This is a genomic window from Pseudomonas sp. BF-B-26, assembly GCF_019956495.1.
In the GTDB taxonomy this organism is placed as follows: Bacteria; Pseudomonadota; Gammaproteobacteria; order Pseudomonadales; family Pseudomonadaceae; genus Aquipseudomonas.
In genome coordinates, this window is the sequence record NZ_JAHBDP010000071.1 from 46,381 (window position 1) to 61,795 (window position 15,415).

At 60.1% G+C, this 15,415-nt stretch carries 15 protein-coding genes and 1 pseudogene; 4 read left to right on the forward strand and 12 right to left on the reverse strand.

The annotated features are described in order from the left end of the window. Positions 1 to 82 precede the first annotated feature (82 nt). Entirely contained in the window at positions 83 to 2,692 is a 2,610-nt protein-coding gene (gene acnB, locus KGB03_RS14200; protein ID WP_218537910.1) for a bifunctional aconitate hydratase 2/2-methylisocitrate dehydratase, read from the reverse strand. A gap of 408 nt (positions 2,693 to 3,100) precedes the next feature. Between acnB and KGB03_RS14205 the strand changes: the two genes are divergently transcribed. After that, positions 3,101 to 3,571: a DUF1289 domain-containing protein gene (locus KGB03_RS14205; RefSeq protein WP_008149863.1), complete on the forward strand. Its 471-nt coding sequence runs from the start codon at positions 3,101 to 3,103 to the stop codon at positions 3,569 to 3,571. 112 nt (positions 3,572 to 3,683) lie between these two features. Here KGB03_RS14205 and KGB03_RS14210 read toward each other — a convergent pair whose 3' ends face one another. Continuing rightward, on the reverse strand, positions 3,684 to 4,547 hold the full coding sequence (locus tag KGB03_RS14210) for a universal stress protein (RefSeq protein WP_223527329.1): 864 nt from the start codon (positions 4,545 to 4,547) through the stop codon (positions 3,684 to 3,686). A 160-nt stretch (positions 4,548 to 4,707) separates the two neighbouring features. Here KGB03_RS14210 and KGB03_RS14215 point away from each other — a divergent pair, with 160 nt between their 5' ends. After that, complete coding sequence (locus KGB03_RS14215) at positions 4,708 to 5,316, forward strand: tRNA-(ms[2]io[6]A)-hydroxylase (RefSeq protein ID WP_046032069.1); 609 nt, start codon at positions 4,708 to 4,710, stop codon at positions 5,314 to 5,316. Positions 5,317 to 5,407: 91 nt separating this feature from the next. Here KGB03_RS14215 and KGB03_RS14220 read toward each other — a convergent pair. The 7 genes and pseudogenes from KGB03_RS14220 to KGB03_RS14250 all read right to left on the reverse strand — a co-directional run. After that, a pseudogene (locus KGB03_RS14220) lies at positions 5,408 to 5,515 on the reverse strand (MipA/OmpV family protein); the annotation flags it as partial. Positions 5,516 to 5,535: 20 nt separating this feature from the next. After that, on the reverse strand, positions 5,536 to 6,024 hold the full coding sequence (locus KGB03_RS14225) for a GFA family protein (protein ID WP_192409498.1): 489 nt from the start codon (positions 6,022 to 6,024) through the stop codon (positions 5,536 to 5,538). Positions 6,025 to 6,270: 246 nt separating this feature from the next. Next, complete coding sequence (locus KGB03_RS14230; protein ID WP_223527330.1) at positions 6,271 to 6,888, reverse strand: DNA-3-methyladenine glycosylase family protein; 618 nt, start codon at positions 6,886 to 6,888, stop codon at positions 6,271 to 6,273. Positions 6,889 to 6,892: 4 nt separating this feature from the next. Further along, complete coding sequence (locus KGB03_RS14235) at positions 6,893 to 7,696, reverse strand: isocitrate lyase/phosphoenolpyruvate mutase family protein (RefSeq protein ID WP_218537880.1); 804 nt, start codon at positions 7,694 to 7,696, stop codon at positions 6,893 to 6,895. Positions 7,697 to 7,738: 42 nt separating this feature from the next. Continuing rightward, positions 7,739 to 8,821, reverse strand: a complete 1,083-nt coding sequence (locus KGB03_RS14240) for a bifunctional transcriptional activator/DNA repair enzyme AdaA (RefSeq protein ID WP_223527331.1) — start codon at positions 8,819 to 8,821, stop codon at positions 7,739 to 7,741. Between the two features lie 80 nt (positions 8,822 to 8,901). Further along, entirely contained in the window at positions 8,902 to 9,942 is a 1,041-nt protein-coding gene (locus tag KGB03_RS14245; protein WP_223527332.1) for a DMT family transporter, read from the reverse strand. A gap of 73 nt (positions 9,943 to 10,015) precedes the next feature. After that, on the reverse strand, positions 10,016 to 10,636 hold the full coding sequence (locus tag KGB03_RS14250) for a LysE family translocator (protein WP_192409490.1): 621 nt from the start codon (positions 10,634 to 10,636) through the stop codon (positions 10,016 to 10,018). A 170-nt stretch (positions 10,637 to 10,806) separates the two neighbouring features. On the opposite strand from KGB03_RS14250, the gene KGB03_RS14255 reads away from it, so the two are divergent. Continuing rightward, the gene (locus KGB03_RS14255) at positions 10,807 to 11,394 is read left to right on the forward strand and encodes a LysE family translocator (RefSeq protein WP_218537883.1); all 588 of its coding nucleotides are present in this window, start codon (positions 10,807 to 10,809) and stop codon (positions 11,392 to 11,394) included. A gap of 23 nt (positions 11,395 to 11,417) precedes the next feature. Here the strand turns inward: KGB03_RS14255 and KGB03_RS14260 are convergent, their stop codons facing one another. Beyond that, entirely contained in the window at positions 11,418 to 12,251 is an 834-nt protein-coding gene (locus KGB03_RS14260; RefSeq protein WP_223527333.1) for an AraC family transcriptional regulator, read from the reverse strand. 35 nt (positions 12,252 to 12,286) lie between these two features. Next, positions 12,287 to 12,790, reverse strand: a complete 504-nt coding sequence (locus tag KGB03_RS14265) for a VOC family protein (RefSeq protein ID WP_111452287.1) — start codon at positions 12,788 to 12,790, stop codon at positions 12,287 to 12,289. A 182-nt stretch (positions 12,791 to 12,972) separates the two neighbouring features. Between KGB03_RS14265 and KGB03_RS14270 the strand changes: the two genes are divergently transcribed. Further along, the gene (locus tag KGB03_RS14270) at positions 12,973 to 14,331 is read left to right on the forward strand and encodes an XAC2610-related protein (protein ID WP_223527334.1); all 1,359 of its coding nucleotides are present in this window, start codon (positions 12,973 to 12,975) and stop codon (positions 14,329 to 14,331) included. Between the two features lie 72 nt (positions 14,332 to 14,403). Here the strand turns inward: KGB03_RS14270 and KGB03_RS14275 are convergent, their stop codons facing one another. Further along, complete coding sequence (locus KGB03_RS14275; protein ID WP_223527335.1) at positions 14,404 to 15,324, reverse strand: LysR family transcriptional regulator; 921 nt, start codon at positions 15,322 to 15,324, stop codon at positions 14,404 to 14,406. Positions 15,325 to 15,415 lie beyond the last annotated feature (91 nt).

The window sequence follows — 15,415 nt, forward strand, 5'->3', positions numbered from 1 at the left end:
GCTCCCACATTTGGTCTTCATGCAGGCATAAAAAAACGCCGCTCATCTCACGATGGGCGGCGTTTTTTATTGCGTTGCAGCGTTAGGCTTGAACGACCGGGATGTTGGCGTTCGCAGCAGCTTCACGGAACTCGGCGATCTGGTCGAAGGACAGGTAGCGGTAAACATCAGCCGCCATGCTGTCGATCTTGCCAGCGTATTCCATGTACTCCTCGACGGTCGGCAGGCGACCCAGGATGGAAGCAACAGACGCCAGCTCGGCCGAAGCCAGGTAGACGTTCGCGCCGTCACCCAGACGGTTCGGGAAGTTACGGGTCGACGTCGACACCACAGTCGAGTTCGGCTCTACACGTGCCTGGTTACCCATGCACAGCGAGCAGCCCGGCATTTCCATGCGCGCGCCGGCCTTGCCGTAGATGCCGTAGTAGCCTTCTTCGGTCAGCTGGTGAGCGTCCATTTTGGTCGGCGGCGACAGCCACAGACGGGTTGGCAGCTGACCTTTGACCTGATCCAGCAACTTGCCGGCAGCGCGGAAGTGACCGATGTTGGTCATGCACGAACCGATGAACACTTCGTCGATCTTCTCGCCAGCAACGCTGGACAGCAGACGGGCGTCGTCCGGATCGTTCGGCGCGCAGAGCACAGGCTCTTTGATGTCGGCCAGGTCGATTTCGATGATTTCAGCGTATTCGGCGTCAGCATCGGCAACCATCAACTCAGGGTTGGCGATCCAGGCTTCCATCGCTTGAGCACGACGTTCCAGGGTGCGCGCATCGCCGTAGCCTTCGCCGATCATCCAGCGCAGCAGGGTGACGTTGGAGCTCAGGTACTCGGTGATCGACTCTTTCGACAGCTTGATGGTGCAACCGGCAGCCGAACGTTCGGCCGAGGCGTCGGACAGCTCGAACGCTTGCTCGATGCTCAGGTTGTCCAGGCCTTCGATTTCCAGGATGCGGCCGGAGAAGGCGTTCTTCTTGCCTTTCTTCTCGACAGTCAGCAGGCCAGCCTGAATCGCGAAGTAAGGAATGGCGTGAACCAGGTCACGCAGGGTGACGCCCGGTTGCATTTTGCCTTTGAAGCGCACCAGAATCGATTCCGGCATGTCCAGCGGCATAACGCCAGTGGCTGCGGCAAACGCTACCAGACCGGAACCGGCCGGGAACGAAATGCCCATCGGGAAACGGGTGTGCGAGTCACCACCAGTACCGACGGTGTCCGGCAGCAGCATACGGTTCAGCCAGCTGTGGATGATGCCGTCGCCCGGACGCAGGGAAACGCCGCCGCGGGTCATGATGAAGTCTGGCAGGGTGTGGTGGGTGGTCACGTCGATCGGCTTAGGGTAAGCCGCGGTGTGGCAGAAGGACTGCATCACCAGATCGGTCGAGAAGCCCAGGCACGCCAGGTCTTTCAGTTCATCACGGGTCATCGGACCGGTGGTGTCCTGAGAACCCACGGTGGTCATTTTCGGTTCGCAGTAGGTGCCAGGACGAACGCCTTTGCCTTCTGGCAGACCGCACGCCTTGCCGACCATTTTCTGCGCCAGGGTGAAGCCTTTGCCGGTGTCGACAGGTGCTTCAGGCAGTTTGAACAGGTCGGTAGGGCCCAGGCCCAGTTCAGCACGGGCCTTGTCGGTCAGGCCGCGGCCGATGATCAGCGGGATACGGCCGCCAGCACGAACTTCGTCCAACAGCACCGGGGTCTTCATTTCGAAGGTGGTCAGGACTTCGTCAGTGCCGTGCTTGCAGACTTTGCCAGCATGCGGGTACAGGTCGATCACGTCGCCCATGTGCATGTTGGTGACGTCGAATTCGATTGGCAGTGCGCCAGCATCTTCCATGGTGTTGTAGAAGATCGGAGCGATTTTGCTGCCGAAGCAGAAACCGCCGGCACGCTTGTTCGGTACGAAAGGAACGTCGTCGCCGAAGAACCACAGCACCGAGTTGGTGGCGGATTTACGCGAAGAACCGGTACCGACCACGTCACCGACGTAGGCGATCGGGAAGCCTTGACCGCGCATTTCTTCGATCTGCTTCATCGGACCGGTGACGCCCTGGGCGTCAGGCACGATGCCTTCACGGGCCATTTTCAGCATGGCGAGGGCGTGCAGCGGGATGTCCGGGCGGGACCAGGCGTCTGGAGCAGGGGACAGGTCGTCGGTGTTGGTTTCGCCGGTGACCTTGAACACGCGCAGGCTGATCTTGTCGGCCAGGACAGGGCGGTTTTTGAACCACTCGCCGTCAGCCCAGGATTGCAGCACGCCTTTAGCGTGAACGTTGCCGTTCTTGGCTTTTTCAGCGACGTCGTGGAAAGCATCGAACATCAGCAGGGTGTGCTTGAGTTCTTCGGCAGCGACTGGCGCCAGTTCGGCGTCGTCCAGCAGATTAACCAGCGTCACGATGTTGTAGCCGCCCTGCATGGTGCCGAGCAGTTCAACAGCGCGCTTCTTGTCGATCAGAGGGGATTTTGCTTCGCCTTTGGCGAGGGCAGACAGGAAACCGGCCTTTACATAGGCTGCTTCGTCCACACCTGGCGGAATGCGATTGGTGATCAGGTCAACGAGGAAAGCTTCTTCGCCAGCCGGGGGATTCTTCAGCAGCTCGACCAGGCCTGCAGTTTGTTCGGCGTTTAGCGGCTGGGGAACGATACCCAGTGCTGCACGCTCTTCGATATGTTTGCGGTAGGCTTCAAGCACAGTTATTACCCTCATCAGTGGTCCCAAATGGGTGTCCGGGACGCTCATCCCGAAATTGCCGTACTCATGCGCTGCGTGGCGTTGTGGGCCGCTTAGCCAGAATTACCGACAATTCCTTACAGAAGCTGCTTTCAAAGTTTTACGCCTGCAGAACGGGGAGCTGATGAGGGTTGGCGTTGGGTTTTTCCCCGCTGGAAAAACCCTTCGCCAACACCGCTCTGAAGGAACGACTGTGCTCGTGACGCTTTGAAAACAGCTTCTAACGGACATTGGCGCCTTAAAAGGCTGGCTGATTCTACGGCAAAAAAAATTTAAAGGTAAGTTAGGCCTTTAACTTTGAGGGGTGATCAATGTTAGACAAAGGGCTAACATGCCGACCTGTTCTGCTTTCCCGTGCTCTCCCAACCTATGCCCAATCAGACCATCAAGACCCCCTGCGTCGGCCTCTGCTCCACTGTTTACGGTGATTTGGTGTGTCGTGGCTGCAAGCGTTTCCACCATGAAGTGATCAACTGGAATGGTTACAACGAGGAGGAAAAGCGCGCGGTGTGGCTGCGTCTTGAGCTGCTGCTGTCCCAGGTGATGGCCAGCAAGCTTGAAGTTTTCGATCCCCAGCGCCTGCGCCTGCAGCTGGAGCAGCGCAAGATCCGCTTTGTGCCGCATCAGTCGGAATATTGCTGGGCGTACCAGTTGATCGCCCGGGGCGCGCGGGTCATCAATAACCTGGAAGCCTACGGGATGGTGCTGATGCCGGAGTTTCGCGACTGGAACCTGCCGGAACTGCGGGATGCCATTGATCGGGAGTTCTTTTTGCTCTCCGAGGCGCATTACCAGCGCTACATTGCGCCGGGTTTTCTCAAAGACGCGTTCGGCGGCTGATTCTTAAGAGCTTCGCGAGCAAGCCCGCTCCCACATTAAATCTGTGGCGTTCACAAAACCCCCTGTGGGAGCGGGCTTGCTCGCGAAGGCTATCTATCCGACGCCGCAAATCTCAATGTTGCGTAACGATCTCCTCCAGATGATCCATGATCGTATCCGGCTTCAGCACCAGCACATCGCTTTCCACCGCATCCAGCACCACCTCCGCCGTATTCCCGATCAACGCCCCTGACAACCCGGACCGAGCCACGGTACCGATTACCGTCACCGCCGCCTGCAGCTTGTGGGCCATGAACGGAATCAACACATCCGCCGGACCTTCCTCGATATGCAGGTGCTCGTCATCAATGTCGAACTCGGCTTGAAACGATTTGCACTGTTCGCGATAGCGCGCCTCGATGGTTTCGCTGAGTTGCAACGTTGGGTCGGCCGCCGACAGCATCGGCGACGGATGGGCGCTGACCACGTGCAAATGGGCCTTGGCCAGGCTGGCGATGTCGTAACCGTGATCGACGATGCAAGCGTGCAAGGTGCGGTGTTCGGCATCGGTATTACCGACATCGATTGCCGCCAGTATGACCCCGCCAGTCCACGGTTTCGAGGTTTTGACCAGCAGCACCGGCGTCGGGCAGTAACGCAGCAGTTTCCAGTCCGCCGGGGTCAGCAGGGCTTTTTTCAGCGGACTGTCGGGGTAATGCTGCTTGATCACCAGTCCACAGCCTTCAGCTTGCTGCACATCGACAATGGTTTCGTGCAGGCTTTCGTTCCAGGCCTGCTCGGTGGTGACGCTGTAGCCGTCTTCGATCAGCGAGGCCTTGAGCACGCCCAACATGCCGCTGTGGTCATGCTTGCGGTCGCAGACCAGCAGATGCAGATGAGCCTGGGTCACGCCGGCAATCAGCTTGGCCCGTTTGAGCGCCAGGCTTTCCGAGTGTTCAGGTTCGAGGACCACCAGAATGCTGCGAATGGCTTGCATGATCGGGATCTCCATGAAGTAAAAAATACTGCGTTGGACAACTATAGTTGCTGGCTGGCCATTCGGGACTTGATGTATATCAACGGTCGCGACTGGTGGTCTGCCGGCAGGCCGGTATAATCGGCGCCCTTCGATGTTGAACCTCTTATCCGTGAGCCCCATGATCCTTCCCGAAATTCACGAGTTCCTCGGCTGCCGCACCCCCGATGGCTGGGTTCAGGCCGCGCTGGCTGATCAGGAAACCCTGCTGATCGATCACAAAAACTGTGAATTCAAGGCCGCCAGTACCGCGTTGAGCCTGATCGCCAAGTACCACTCTCACGTCGATCTGATCAACCTGATGTCGCGTCTGGCCCGGGAAGAGCTGGTGCACCACGAACAGGTCATGCGCCTGATGAAAAAGCGCAAGATCGAACTGCGTCAGCTGTCCGCCGGGCGCTACGCTTCGGGCCTGCGCAAAGTGGTGCGCAGCCACGAGCCGGTCAAACTGGTGGACACCCTGGTGGTCGGCGCCTTTATCGAAGCCCGTAGCTGCGAGCGTTTTGAAGCGCTGGTGCCGCATCTGGACGAAGAGCTGGGCAAGTTCTATTTCGGCCTGCTGAAGAGCGAGGCCCGGCATTTCCAGGGTTACCTGAAACTGGCCTACCAGTACGGTGACGCCAAGGACATCGCCCAGGTGATCGACAAGGTCCGCGCCGCCGAGCAAGAGCTGATCGAGTCACCGGATGTGGAGTTTCGTTTCCACAGCGGTGTGCCAGCGGCCGCCTGACGCTTTCGAGTCGTACTCAAATTATGCGACCGGCACAAACCCCTGTGGGAGTGGGCTTGCCCGCGAAGAGGCCATCGGCAATACCGCAACGTCAAAAGGTGTACACCACCTGCCCAGCCAGTGAAGCCTGCATCCGCCGCTGTCCGCCGCTGTCCGCCGCATTGTTGGCCAGATACTGCACGGCCAGCACCGTCGAAATGTCAACGACTGTGAACCGGCTTAGCGGCTCAAACCCAGGCGCTCATGCCACTCGGCGATGGATTCTTCGGGATAGACGTCGAACTGCTGATCCCCAGGATGCGCCTCGACTTCCACCCACGGTGCCTTGGAACCGAGCATCAAGTGCGTGTGCTCCGGTGGCACCGGCAGTGGGGTGTCGATGGCAGAGGCAAACGGGTGAATCAGCTCCGGCCATTCGGGGCTGAACAGCCACAAGCCTGAACCGCACAGCGAACAGAAATGCCGCTCGGCGGTGCTGCTGTGGGCGCGTTTATCACCTTCGTCCTTGAGTCGTGCGTGATAAATCGCGATGTGCTTGCGACCGCGTACCTTAAGGCTGTCGGCATCGCCACCCAAGTTGATCGCGTAGCCGCCACCGCCCTGAGTCTTGCGACAGATCGAACAATAACAACGCTGATACGGGTAGGGGTGGGCGCTGGTCAAGCTGAACGACACCGCGCCGCAATGGCAGGAACCTTCGAGCTGCATGGGAACCTCCGACAGGTCTGGAACTTACCCAAGACAGCCTAGACCTTCAGCGCCCCTCCACCGGTACGAGAATCGCGTCGCCGGGTAACCTGCGTCGGGTTTGGGGGAAGTCATTGCCCATAAGTGAGTGTGATGGCGTCGGATATGCGGTGGCTGTGCAGGCCCCATCGCGAGCAGGCTCGCTCCCACATTTGAAATGCATTCCCCTGTGGGAGCGAGCCTGCTCGCGAAGAACGATAACGCGGTCTACTTGCCGGTCATCCGCCACAAATACCAGGCAGCCACCGTCCGATAAGGACTCCACGCCAACCCGATCTCAATCATCTGCTTGCGCGTCGGCTGCACCTCCAGCCCCTTCATCCGCCGATACCCCTCACGCACCCCGAAATCATCGGCCGGCAAAATATCCGGCCGTTCCAGGCTGTAGATCAGCAACATCTCAACCGTCCAGCGCCCAACCCCACGCAAGGTAATCAACCGCTCGATCAGCGCCTCATCCTCCATGGCCAGTGCTGTGGCGTAATCCGGCACCACACCGTCCAGCGCCGCTTGGGCAATGCCCTGAATGGTCGCGATCTTGCTGGCGGAAAACCCGCAACTGCGTAGTTGATCGAACCCGGTCGCGACAATCTGTTCAGGCCTGGGGAACGCACCCGTCCCAAACAACGCCAGTAGCCGACCGACAATCGCATCCCCGGCCTTTGCGTGCAGTTGCTGGTAGGCAATCGCCCGCACCAGCGACTCATAAGGATCGCGAGCCGCATGGGGCTGATGCAGGCAAGGGCCCACGGCGGCGATGTGGCGACGCCAGTCCTCATCGATGGACGATAGAAACTCAGTGGCGGGCAGATAGGCGTCGGGCATGGGCTCAAGCTTTCCCGGACGGCGCCAACAGGGCGTTCACTTCACCATAGGTGAGGGCCTTCAGGTCACGGCTGTCGAGTGTCCCTGTTTCCAGAAAGCTCTTGGCCAGTGCGCCCATGGCGCCATACAGAAACTCAGCAATGCGCGAGCCTGCACTCAAACGGCGTACGCCGAGGGCTTTCAGCTCTTCAGGCGATGGCAAGCCGGGGAGCCCGAGGACGTTCAACGGCAACGGAGTGCCTTGGCACAGCGCAGCGATCTCGTACTCAGCCGTGACGCCAGCCGCGAACAAACCATCGGCACCGGCCGCCTGATACAACGCGGCGCGCTTGAGCGTCTCGGCCACGCGATCTTCGGCGGGCACCAGACTCTTGAGGTACACATCGGTGCGGGCATTGATAAACAGCTTCACGCCGCGACGTTCGGCCACCTGACGAGCGACTTCGATCTTGCGCACCAACAGCTCGGGCGGGGAAGCACCGTCCTCGATGTTGATCCCCACCGCGCCGGCCGCGATGACGGCATCAATCACTTGGGCCACCCGCGTCAGGTCATCGGAATAGCCGGCCTCGATGTCCACGGTCAACGGCACCGAGATCACCCGGGCGATGGACTCGACCGTCGATACCAGACGCTCAAGGGGCAGGGCGTTGCCGTCCGGATAACCGTGAGCCCAGGCGACTGCCGCGCTGCTGGTGGCGACGGCTTTACAGCCCAACTGTTCCACGATGCGCGCCCCGGCGGCATCGGCGACATTGGTGAGGATCAGCAAGCCGTCGTGGTGCAGTTGGTGAAATGGCGTGTCCATCGAATGTCCTTCCTTATGACTTTTTGAGAAACCTGCAAATGATCAGAATGCGAGTGGTTGCGTGATCTGCACCGCCGCTTTTTCCAGCCTGAGCAAGAACGCCTTGCGCGGTTGTCCTCCACCATAGCCGGTCAACGAGCCGTCGGTGCCGATCACCCGGTGACAGGGCACGACAATCGAGAGACGGTTATGTCCGTTGGCCAGGCCCACGGCGCGACTGGCGCCGGGTTTGCCCAATAGCGCCGCAATGGCGCCGTAAGTGCTGGTCTGGCCGTACGGGATCTTCGCCAGTTCGGCCCAGACCTGTCGGGCGAAATCGCTGCCAGGCAAGTGTAGTGGAACCTTGAAGTCAGTGAGTTTGCCGGCGAAATACTGCGTCAGTTCGGCTTCAATCTGCTGCAAATGCGCGTTATGTCCTGGCGCGACGGCATAGCCGTATCGATTCTGCAATTCTTCCACTTCCTTGGTCAGCGCTGGCCGATCCAGAAACTCCAGCAGGACCAGCCCGCGTCGTTCGGCCATGGCGATCATCGGCCCCAGTGGTGTGGTCAGGCGAGTGAACAGCAGCGGCTCGCTGTTGGCGGCGCGGCCGGGTGTGATGTTGAAGGACTTTTGAAACGCATCGCGAAACCCGCTCAGGGACTCGTAGCCCGAGTCGAACGCCGCGTTGTCGATGGAGTCGCCCTGTTTGATCCCGCCCAACGCCATGCCGAGGCGTCGGGTGCGCAGCCAGGCGTGAAAGGTCATGCCGAAATGCTGCTTGAACCAGCGGCGCAGTTTCAGCGGTTCGATGCCTTCGGCCAGCAGCTGCGCATCGGTCCAGCGCTGCTCGAGGTCGGCATCCACCGATTTGAGCAGCCGCTGCACCCAGTCTGGGGCGATGGCCGCCGCGTCCAGTGGTTTGCAGCGCAGACAGGCGCGATAGCCCGCGGACATGCACTCATCGGCATGGGCGAAGAACTCGACGTTCTCCGGTTTCGGCTTGCGCGCCGTGCAACTGGGGCGACAGAAGATGCCGGTGGTTTTGACCGCGGTAAAGAACACCCCCTCGTAGGCGGTGTCTCGTTCGAGCATGGCGCGAACCATCTCGGCGTGAGGCGGAAGCAAAGCGTTTTGTAGGTTCATGGGCCGAGCATAAGCCGCGTCGCCCAGCGCCTCCACCGGAAAATCGACAGAGAATTCCAGCCATTCGTCATGAGGGCTGCCTAATGCTTATGTCGGTGATGGATGTCCGGAAAATGTGGATGGCTGTGGTGCAGCGGCGTGTGTTGATGTTCGTGACTGTGGGGTTCGGTCCCGTCCCACTGGAATGAATGTTCATGTTGATGATGCTCGTCATGCACGTGGCGATGAGCATGCTTGAGCGCCTCATGTTGATGCTCATGGGCATGACTTTCCTTGAGGTGAATCCATACCCCAAGGCCCATCAACAGCGAAGCGGCCCAAAATGTCAGCGTGACGGGTTCGTTCAGCAGCAGGATGGCGATTGCCGCGCCGAGGAAAGGTGCCGTGGAAAAGTAGGCGCCAGTGCGCGCAGTGCCCAGGCCCCGGAGTGCCAGAACGAACAACACCAGGCTGATGCCATACCCCAGGAAACCCACGATCAACGTAGGCCCCAGCACCGTCATGTGCGGCAGTGTTGCGCCGAGCAGCAGCGCCAGAGAACAGTTCACCACCCCGGCGACCAACCCCTTGATGCCGGCAATAAACAGCGCATCCGAAGCCGATACCTTGCGCGTCAGGTTGTTATCGATCGCCCAGCACACACAGGCCAGCGCTACCGCCAACGGTCCGATCCAGCCCTGTGATTGCGCCGGGTTCTGGGGCCAGGCCAGCAGCAAGCCACCGGCGACGATTGCCAGCATTCCGGCGACGATGCGTCGGTCAGCGTTCTCCTTGAATACCACCCAGGCCAGCACGGCGGTCAATACCGATTCGAGGTTGAGCATCAGCGAGGCCGTGGCGCCGGAGGTCAGGGTCAAACCGAACATCAGCGCCACCGGCCCGAGCACGCCGCCAAAAGCGATGGCACCGATCAGCCATGGCCACTCCGACGATTTCAGCCCGCTGGGCTGCCAGCCTCGGTCACGCAACAGTCTGACGAGTGTCAGGCCCAGGCCGCTGCCCAGGTACAACAAGCCGGCCAGCAGGATCGGCGAAAGGTTCAGGCCCAGCAACTTGGCCAATGGCGTACTCGCGCCAAAAAGCGCGGCAGCGCCAAGGGCGTAGACGATGTTCAGGTTCATTCAAGGCTCGTTGGGTTTTGAGACGGGATGAAACGCAGTTTGAACCTGCGTGGCATCCAGTCAACCCATAACCTCACGCACGGCGCGCCATCAGCAACACCGAAGCCGCCGCTGACAACAATCCCGCGCAGCAACGATTGAACATCCGCTTGCCCCGGGGTTCGGCGAACCAGCGGCGCATGTGCAGGCCCATGTAGGCGTAGGCACCGATGGCGATCCATTCCAGCACCAGGAACAACGCGCCCAACACGGCGAATTGCGGCGATACGGCTTGGGTCGAGTCGACGAACTGCGGCAGGAACGCGGTGAAGATCAGGATCGCTTTCGGATTACCGGCCGCCACCAGGAACTCCTGCCGCGCCAACGCCAACATCCCCACCGGCGCGCCCGCCACCACGTTTTCCGTCCCGGGATCGGCGCGCCACAATTGCCAGGCGAGGTAGAGCAGGTACGCCGCCCCCAGAATCTTGATCCCGTAGAACAACAATTCCGACGTTTGCAGCACCACCGCCAGCCCCGCCGACGCGAGGGCGATCATGCCGGCGAACGCGAACAGCCGACCGATCCCGGCGACACAGGCGATGCGATAGCCGTAGCGGGTCGAGTTGCTGACCGACAACAGGTTGTTCGGCCCGGGCGCCATGTTCAGGGCGAAGCAGGCGGGAAGAAACAGGGTGAGGGTCGCGAGGTCCATGGCGGGGCTCCAAAAGCGGGAACGGTATTTTTATCACAGGCCCGGGGTGGCTTGACCCATACAGTGGTGGACGGCGGTCGCGGTACAGCTGAGGGGTGTTTTGTTCAATACAGCCCTCAGGTCGCTCTTTACCTTGAGGCCTCGTTCAACTGAATTGAAGAAGGTCTGTGATGAGTCTGATTATTTCGATGGCGGCATTTGCACTGGTGGCCTCGATAACGCCAGGGCCGGTGAACATTGTGGCGTTGAGTTCCGGCGCGCAGTTTGGTTTCCGCGCCAGTCAACGGCATGTGGCCGGGGCGACGCTGGGTTTCGTCGTGTTGTTGGTGTTGATGGGATTAGGGCTGCATGAGGTGTTGCAGCGCTGGCCAGCGCTGACGCTGGGGGTGCAATGGGCGGGGGTGGCGTTCCTGTTGTACATGGCCTTCAAGTTAGCCGCCGACAAGGGTGATCTGCAGGCGAAGGAGTCAGGCCGTGCGCCGTCTATGTTGTACGGCGCGGTCATGCAATGGCTCAACCCGAAAGCCTGGCTGGCCTGCGTGGCCGGGATGGGCGCTTTTGTGGCGGATGGCGAGGCGCGGCTGGTCTGGCAGTTTGCGGCGGTGTATCTGGTGATTTGCTACCTGTCCGTCGGCTGCTGGGCCTATGCCGGGACGTTTTTACGCGGCTATCTGAGTAACCCGGCGGGCATGCGTCTGTTCAATCGGAGTATGGCGTTGTTGCTGGCGGTGAGTGCGGTGTACCTGTTGATACCTTAAGCACAGGGATCGCGTCGTTGGAGTCAGCCGCGATACTGTCCCGGTGTCGCCGCCAGATGTTGTTTGAACGCACGCTGAAAATGCGCCTGATCAGCAAACCCGGCTTCGAGCGCGACATCGGCGATCAACTTGCCGCTGCGCAGTTGATCGCGGGCGAACTGGATACGCCGGTTGACCAGAAAGGCGTGGGGCGTCATGCCGTAATGCTGCTTGAACGCACGGATCAGGTAGGACGGCGATAGTTGAGCCGCCTCGCAAATGTCTTCGAGCTTGAGCAGTTGCGTGCAGTTGTCGCGGATGTACTCGGCGGCCCGTTCCAGTTTGAAATTGGGCTCGCGCAGCGGTGGGTCGATCGGATTGAGCCGCTGCTGTACGTCGGTGAAAAACTCCACGGCCGCGCTTTGCTTGCGCAACACGTCTTGCTGCGCATCGACCAACACGTCGTACACACTTTTCAGACCGGCATACAGATCACTGTCGTGAGTGTGGGTGATGGAAAACCGGCGGAACGCCAAGTCCTGGCTGAAGCCGAGCTGATGCTGCAAGTCGGTCAGCCACGGCGTCTCGACGTACAGCATCAGGTACGACCACGGTTGGTCATCGATGGGATTGCAGGCGTGGACATCACCGGGATTCATCAGCACCACGGTGCCGGCACTGACCTGGAATTGCGATTGCTCGTGGAGGTAGGTACTGCGCCCGGCCGTGATCGCACCGATGGAAAAGTGCTCGTGAGAATGCCGGGTGTAACAGACCTCGCGGCCGTCGGCGATGGAACGGGCTTCGATGAAGGGCAGGGCGTCGTCGCGCCAGAAGCGCGGGGCTTTGTCAGCGTCTTTGGCAACGGCGGGCTTCATGGTCAGCGTCCTCGGCAGGTCAGCGTCGAAGTGTATTAGCTCTCGCCGTCAAAGGCTCGTTGCAACGCTGCGATATCGAGTTTTTTCATCTGCAACATCGCCGCCATGGCGCGTTGGGATTTTGCCGTGTCAGGGTCTTTCATCATGTCCATCAGGGCCACCGGTACGATCTGCCACGACACGCCGAATTTGTCCTTGAGCCAGCCGCATTGCTGGGCCTCAACGGGACCACCCGCGGACAGGCGCCCCCAGAAGTGGTCGACTTCTTCCTGGGTATGGCAATTGACCTGAAATGAAACCGCTTCATTGAACTTGAATATCGGACCGCCGTTGAGGCCGGTAAAACTCTGTCCGTCCAGCTCGAAACTGACCGTCATCACCGAACCTTCGGGCCTGCCGTGAATCTCCTGACCGGCCTTGCCGTAGTGGGTGGTGGCGCTGATTTTCGAATGATCGAAGATCGCACAGTAGAACTTCGCGGCCTCCTCGGCTTGATCGTCGAACCACAGGCAGGGCGTGAGTTTTTGAACGCGGTGCATGGTTTAGCTCCTCTACGGATTACTCAGGCTGGACTTTCAGCGTAGTCAGCCTCGGGTCGTCTGGCCGTACCGTAGATCGACAAGTTGAAAGAGTTTCCCTGGGCAATGGAATCAAACATGTCGGCATGACCCGATAGCCGCTAGACTTGCCGACCTGGTTTGCCGCAAGGACGCTCTGCATCATGGTTACCTCCCGATTACTGGCTGTTTCCTGTCTGCTGGCTGCCGCTGCTGTAAACGCTGGGCCGTTGACGTATCACCTCACGGACCCCGCGAAGAAATACGTCATCGATGTGCAGTTTGCACAGCCGCCCACCCAGACTTTCGACGGCGCTCCTGCGCTGATTACGTTGCGCAAAAGGGCCGGTGGGCAGGTGGTGCAGCGCATCGAGTCAGCCGAAGCGTTCGCCCTGTTCAAGCCAGGCCGAAAAGCTTCGGAGTTCGACCGGAACCTGGCGTATGCCGATCAAAATCTGCTGTTGTTCGGCGATTTCAATTTCGACGGGCAACAAGATCTGGCCGTACGCAACGGCAATAATGCAGGCTATGGCGGCCCTTCCTACGACATCTATCTGTTCGATCCCCAGAGTCCGACGCTCGTGTTGAGCACCTCCTTCTCCGCTCTGACCCGTGACGAAAATCTGGGCATGTTCGGCATCGATCCTGTCACCAAAAGCCTGCATACCCAGTCCAAAAGCGGTTGCTGCTGGCGCCAGAGCGCGACCTGGCAAATACAGGACAACCTTCCTGTGAAGGTGGCCGAGAAAACCGAGGTGGTGCAAAAGCCCTCGCAAGCCAGCCCGTTCATGCCCTATGGCTATGTGGACGTCACCAATCGTGAACTGAAGTCCGGCCAATGGACGGAGCGTCGTCGACTCGAGGGGCCCGTCGGTGAAGCGCCGGTCATGTTGCGCGGCACCCTTGATAACAAGATCCCCGTTGAGCTGTGGTGGCAACGTCAGGGTGATGTCTACGTCGGGGAAGTTCGCTACAGCAAGACCGGCAGCGGCCAACCGATCCGGCTGGTGGGCAATACCTATGAAGAGGGCGGAATCGTTCTGCGTGAACTGGACGACGACGGTCAGATGATCGGCAACTGGTTCGTCGAAGGCACGCCGAACGAGCAGGGCAGCCAGACCGGCACGTGGATCAACGGTTCCCGCCAATTGAGCATCAATGTCAGGCCGGCCGCGTTCAAGGTGGCCGCGCAAAAACTTGAGCGGGTAGCAGACAGTCAGCGAGCAGGGCGCTACCTCGTGAGCAATGTCCAGGATCGACGTGTTGGCGAGCTGACCCTCAAAGTAGTGCCGGCGATCGATAACGGCCCCGAGATGGCAGACATCAACCTGAGCATTTTTCAGCTCAAGGATCCGCCCGTTGAAGTCCATCATCAGTACCCGTTGCTCGCCGGCAACCTCGTCATAGCGCTGGACCCCGAGGGCGACCCGCTGTTTCGCCTGCAATTGCTCAACGGCGCCGCAGAAGTGACCGGTTTTGGTGAGTATCAGAAGTACAGCGCGGCTTACGTGAAACAACCTTGATGGTGTCGTCTTCCGGCGCAACATCGGCTGGACAAAGGTCTGGTCGGCGTCGTGAGGCCTGAAGGCGACGGTTCAGTTGCGGCCCAGGCCACCTTTTTCAGCGATCCAACGGGTGGCCAAATCAATAAAGGCCCGCAGTTTTGGCTGCGTCTGGGTACGGCTGGGGAAGTACAGGTACAGCGCCGAGCTGAGTGGCACAAAGGGCTGCAGCACCCGCTCCAGGCGTCCATCCGCCAACTCTTCGGCAATTTCCAGATCACAGGCGTAGGCCAGGCCCGAACCGCTGCGAGCGGCCGCCACCAACAACCGGCGGTCATTGACGATTACGCCGCCCTCGACGCCCACGGTGAAGTCCCGACCCTCGCGGCGAAACTCCCAGCGGTGCGCGCTGCCGGAGGTCGAGAAGCGAAAGCCAATGCATTCATGTCGGGTCAGGTCTTCCGGGCTGTCCGGTTTTCCAGCCTTGGCGAAGTACGCCGGGGAGCCCACCACCGACCATTGCAGGTCAGGTGTCAGGCGCACCGCGACCATGTCTTTTTCTATCGACTCTCCCAGGCGAATCCCGGCATCGAAGCCGCCGGCCATCAGGTCGACCGTGGCGTCGTCCAGGGAAATATCGAGGGTGACTTGCGGGTAGGCCTCGCGGAACAGCGGAATCAGCGGCTCCATCAACAAGGCCCCGGACAATCTTGGGGCCGTGAGTCGCAGCGTGCCCATGGGCTGATCGCGGAAACCGCTGAGCACCGCCAGCGCTTCATCGATTTCACTGGCCGCCGGACGCAAGCGGGCAAACAGACTGGCGCCGGCTTCGGTCAGCGCCACTCGGCGTGTGGTGCGCTGAAACAGCAGCACGCCGGTGCGTCGTTCCAAGAGCTTGATCGCATGGCTGACGGCGGTGGGCGTAACGGCTAGCCGAGTCGCGGCCAGGGTGAAGCTTTTGTGCTCGGCGACCGCAAGAAACTCGGTCAAACCGTCGAAAGGGTCGTGATTCATATCGGCGCCATTATGAAAGAGCGTTTCATAGTGCTTGTAACACGAGGGCATTTTTCCGACCAATGTTCCTGCGTACCTTGTGCTTACCCCA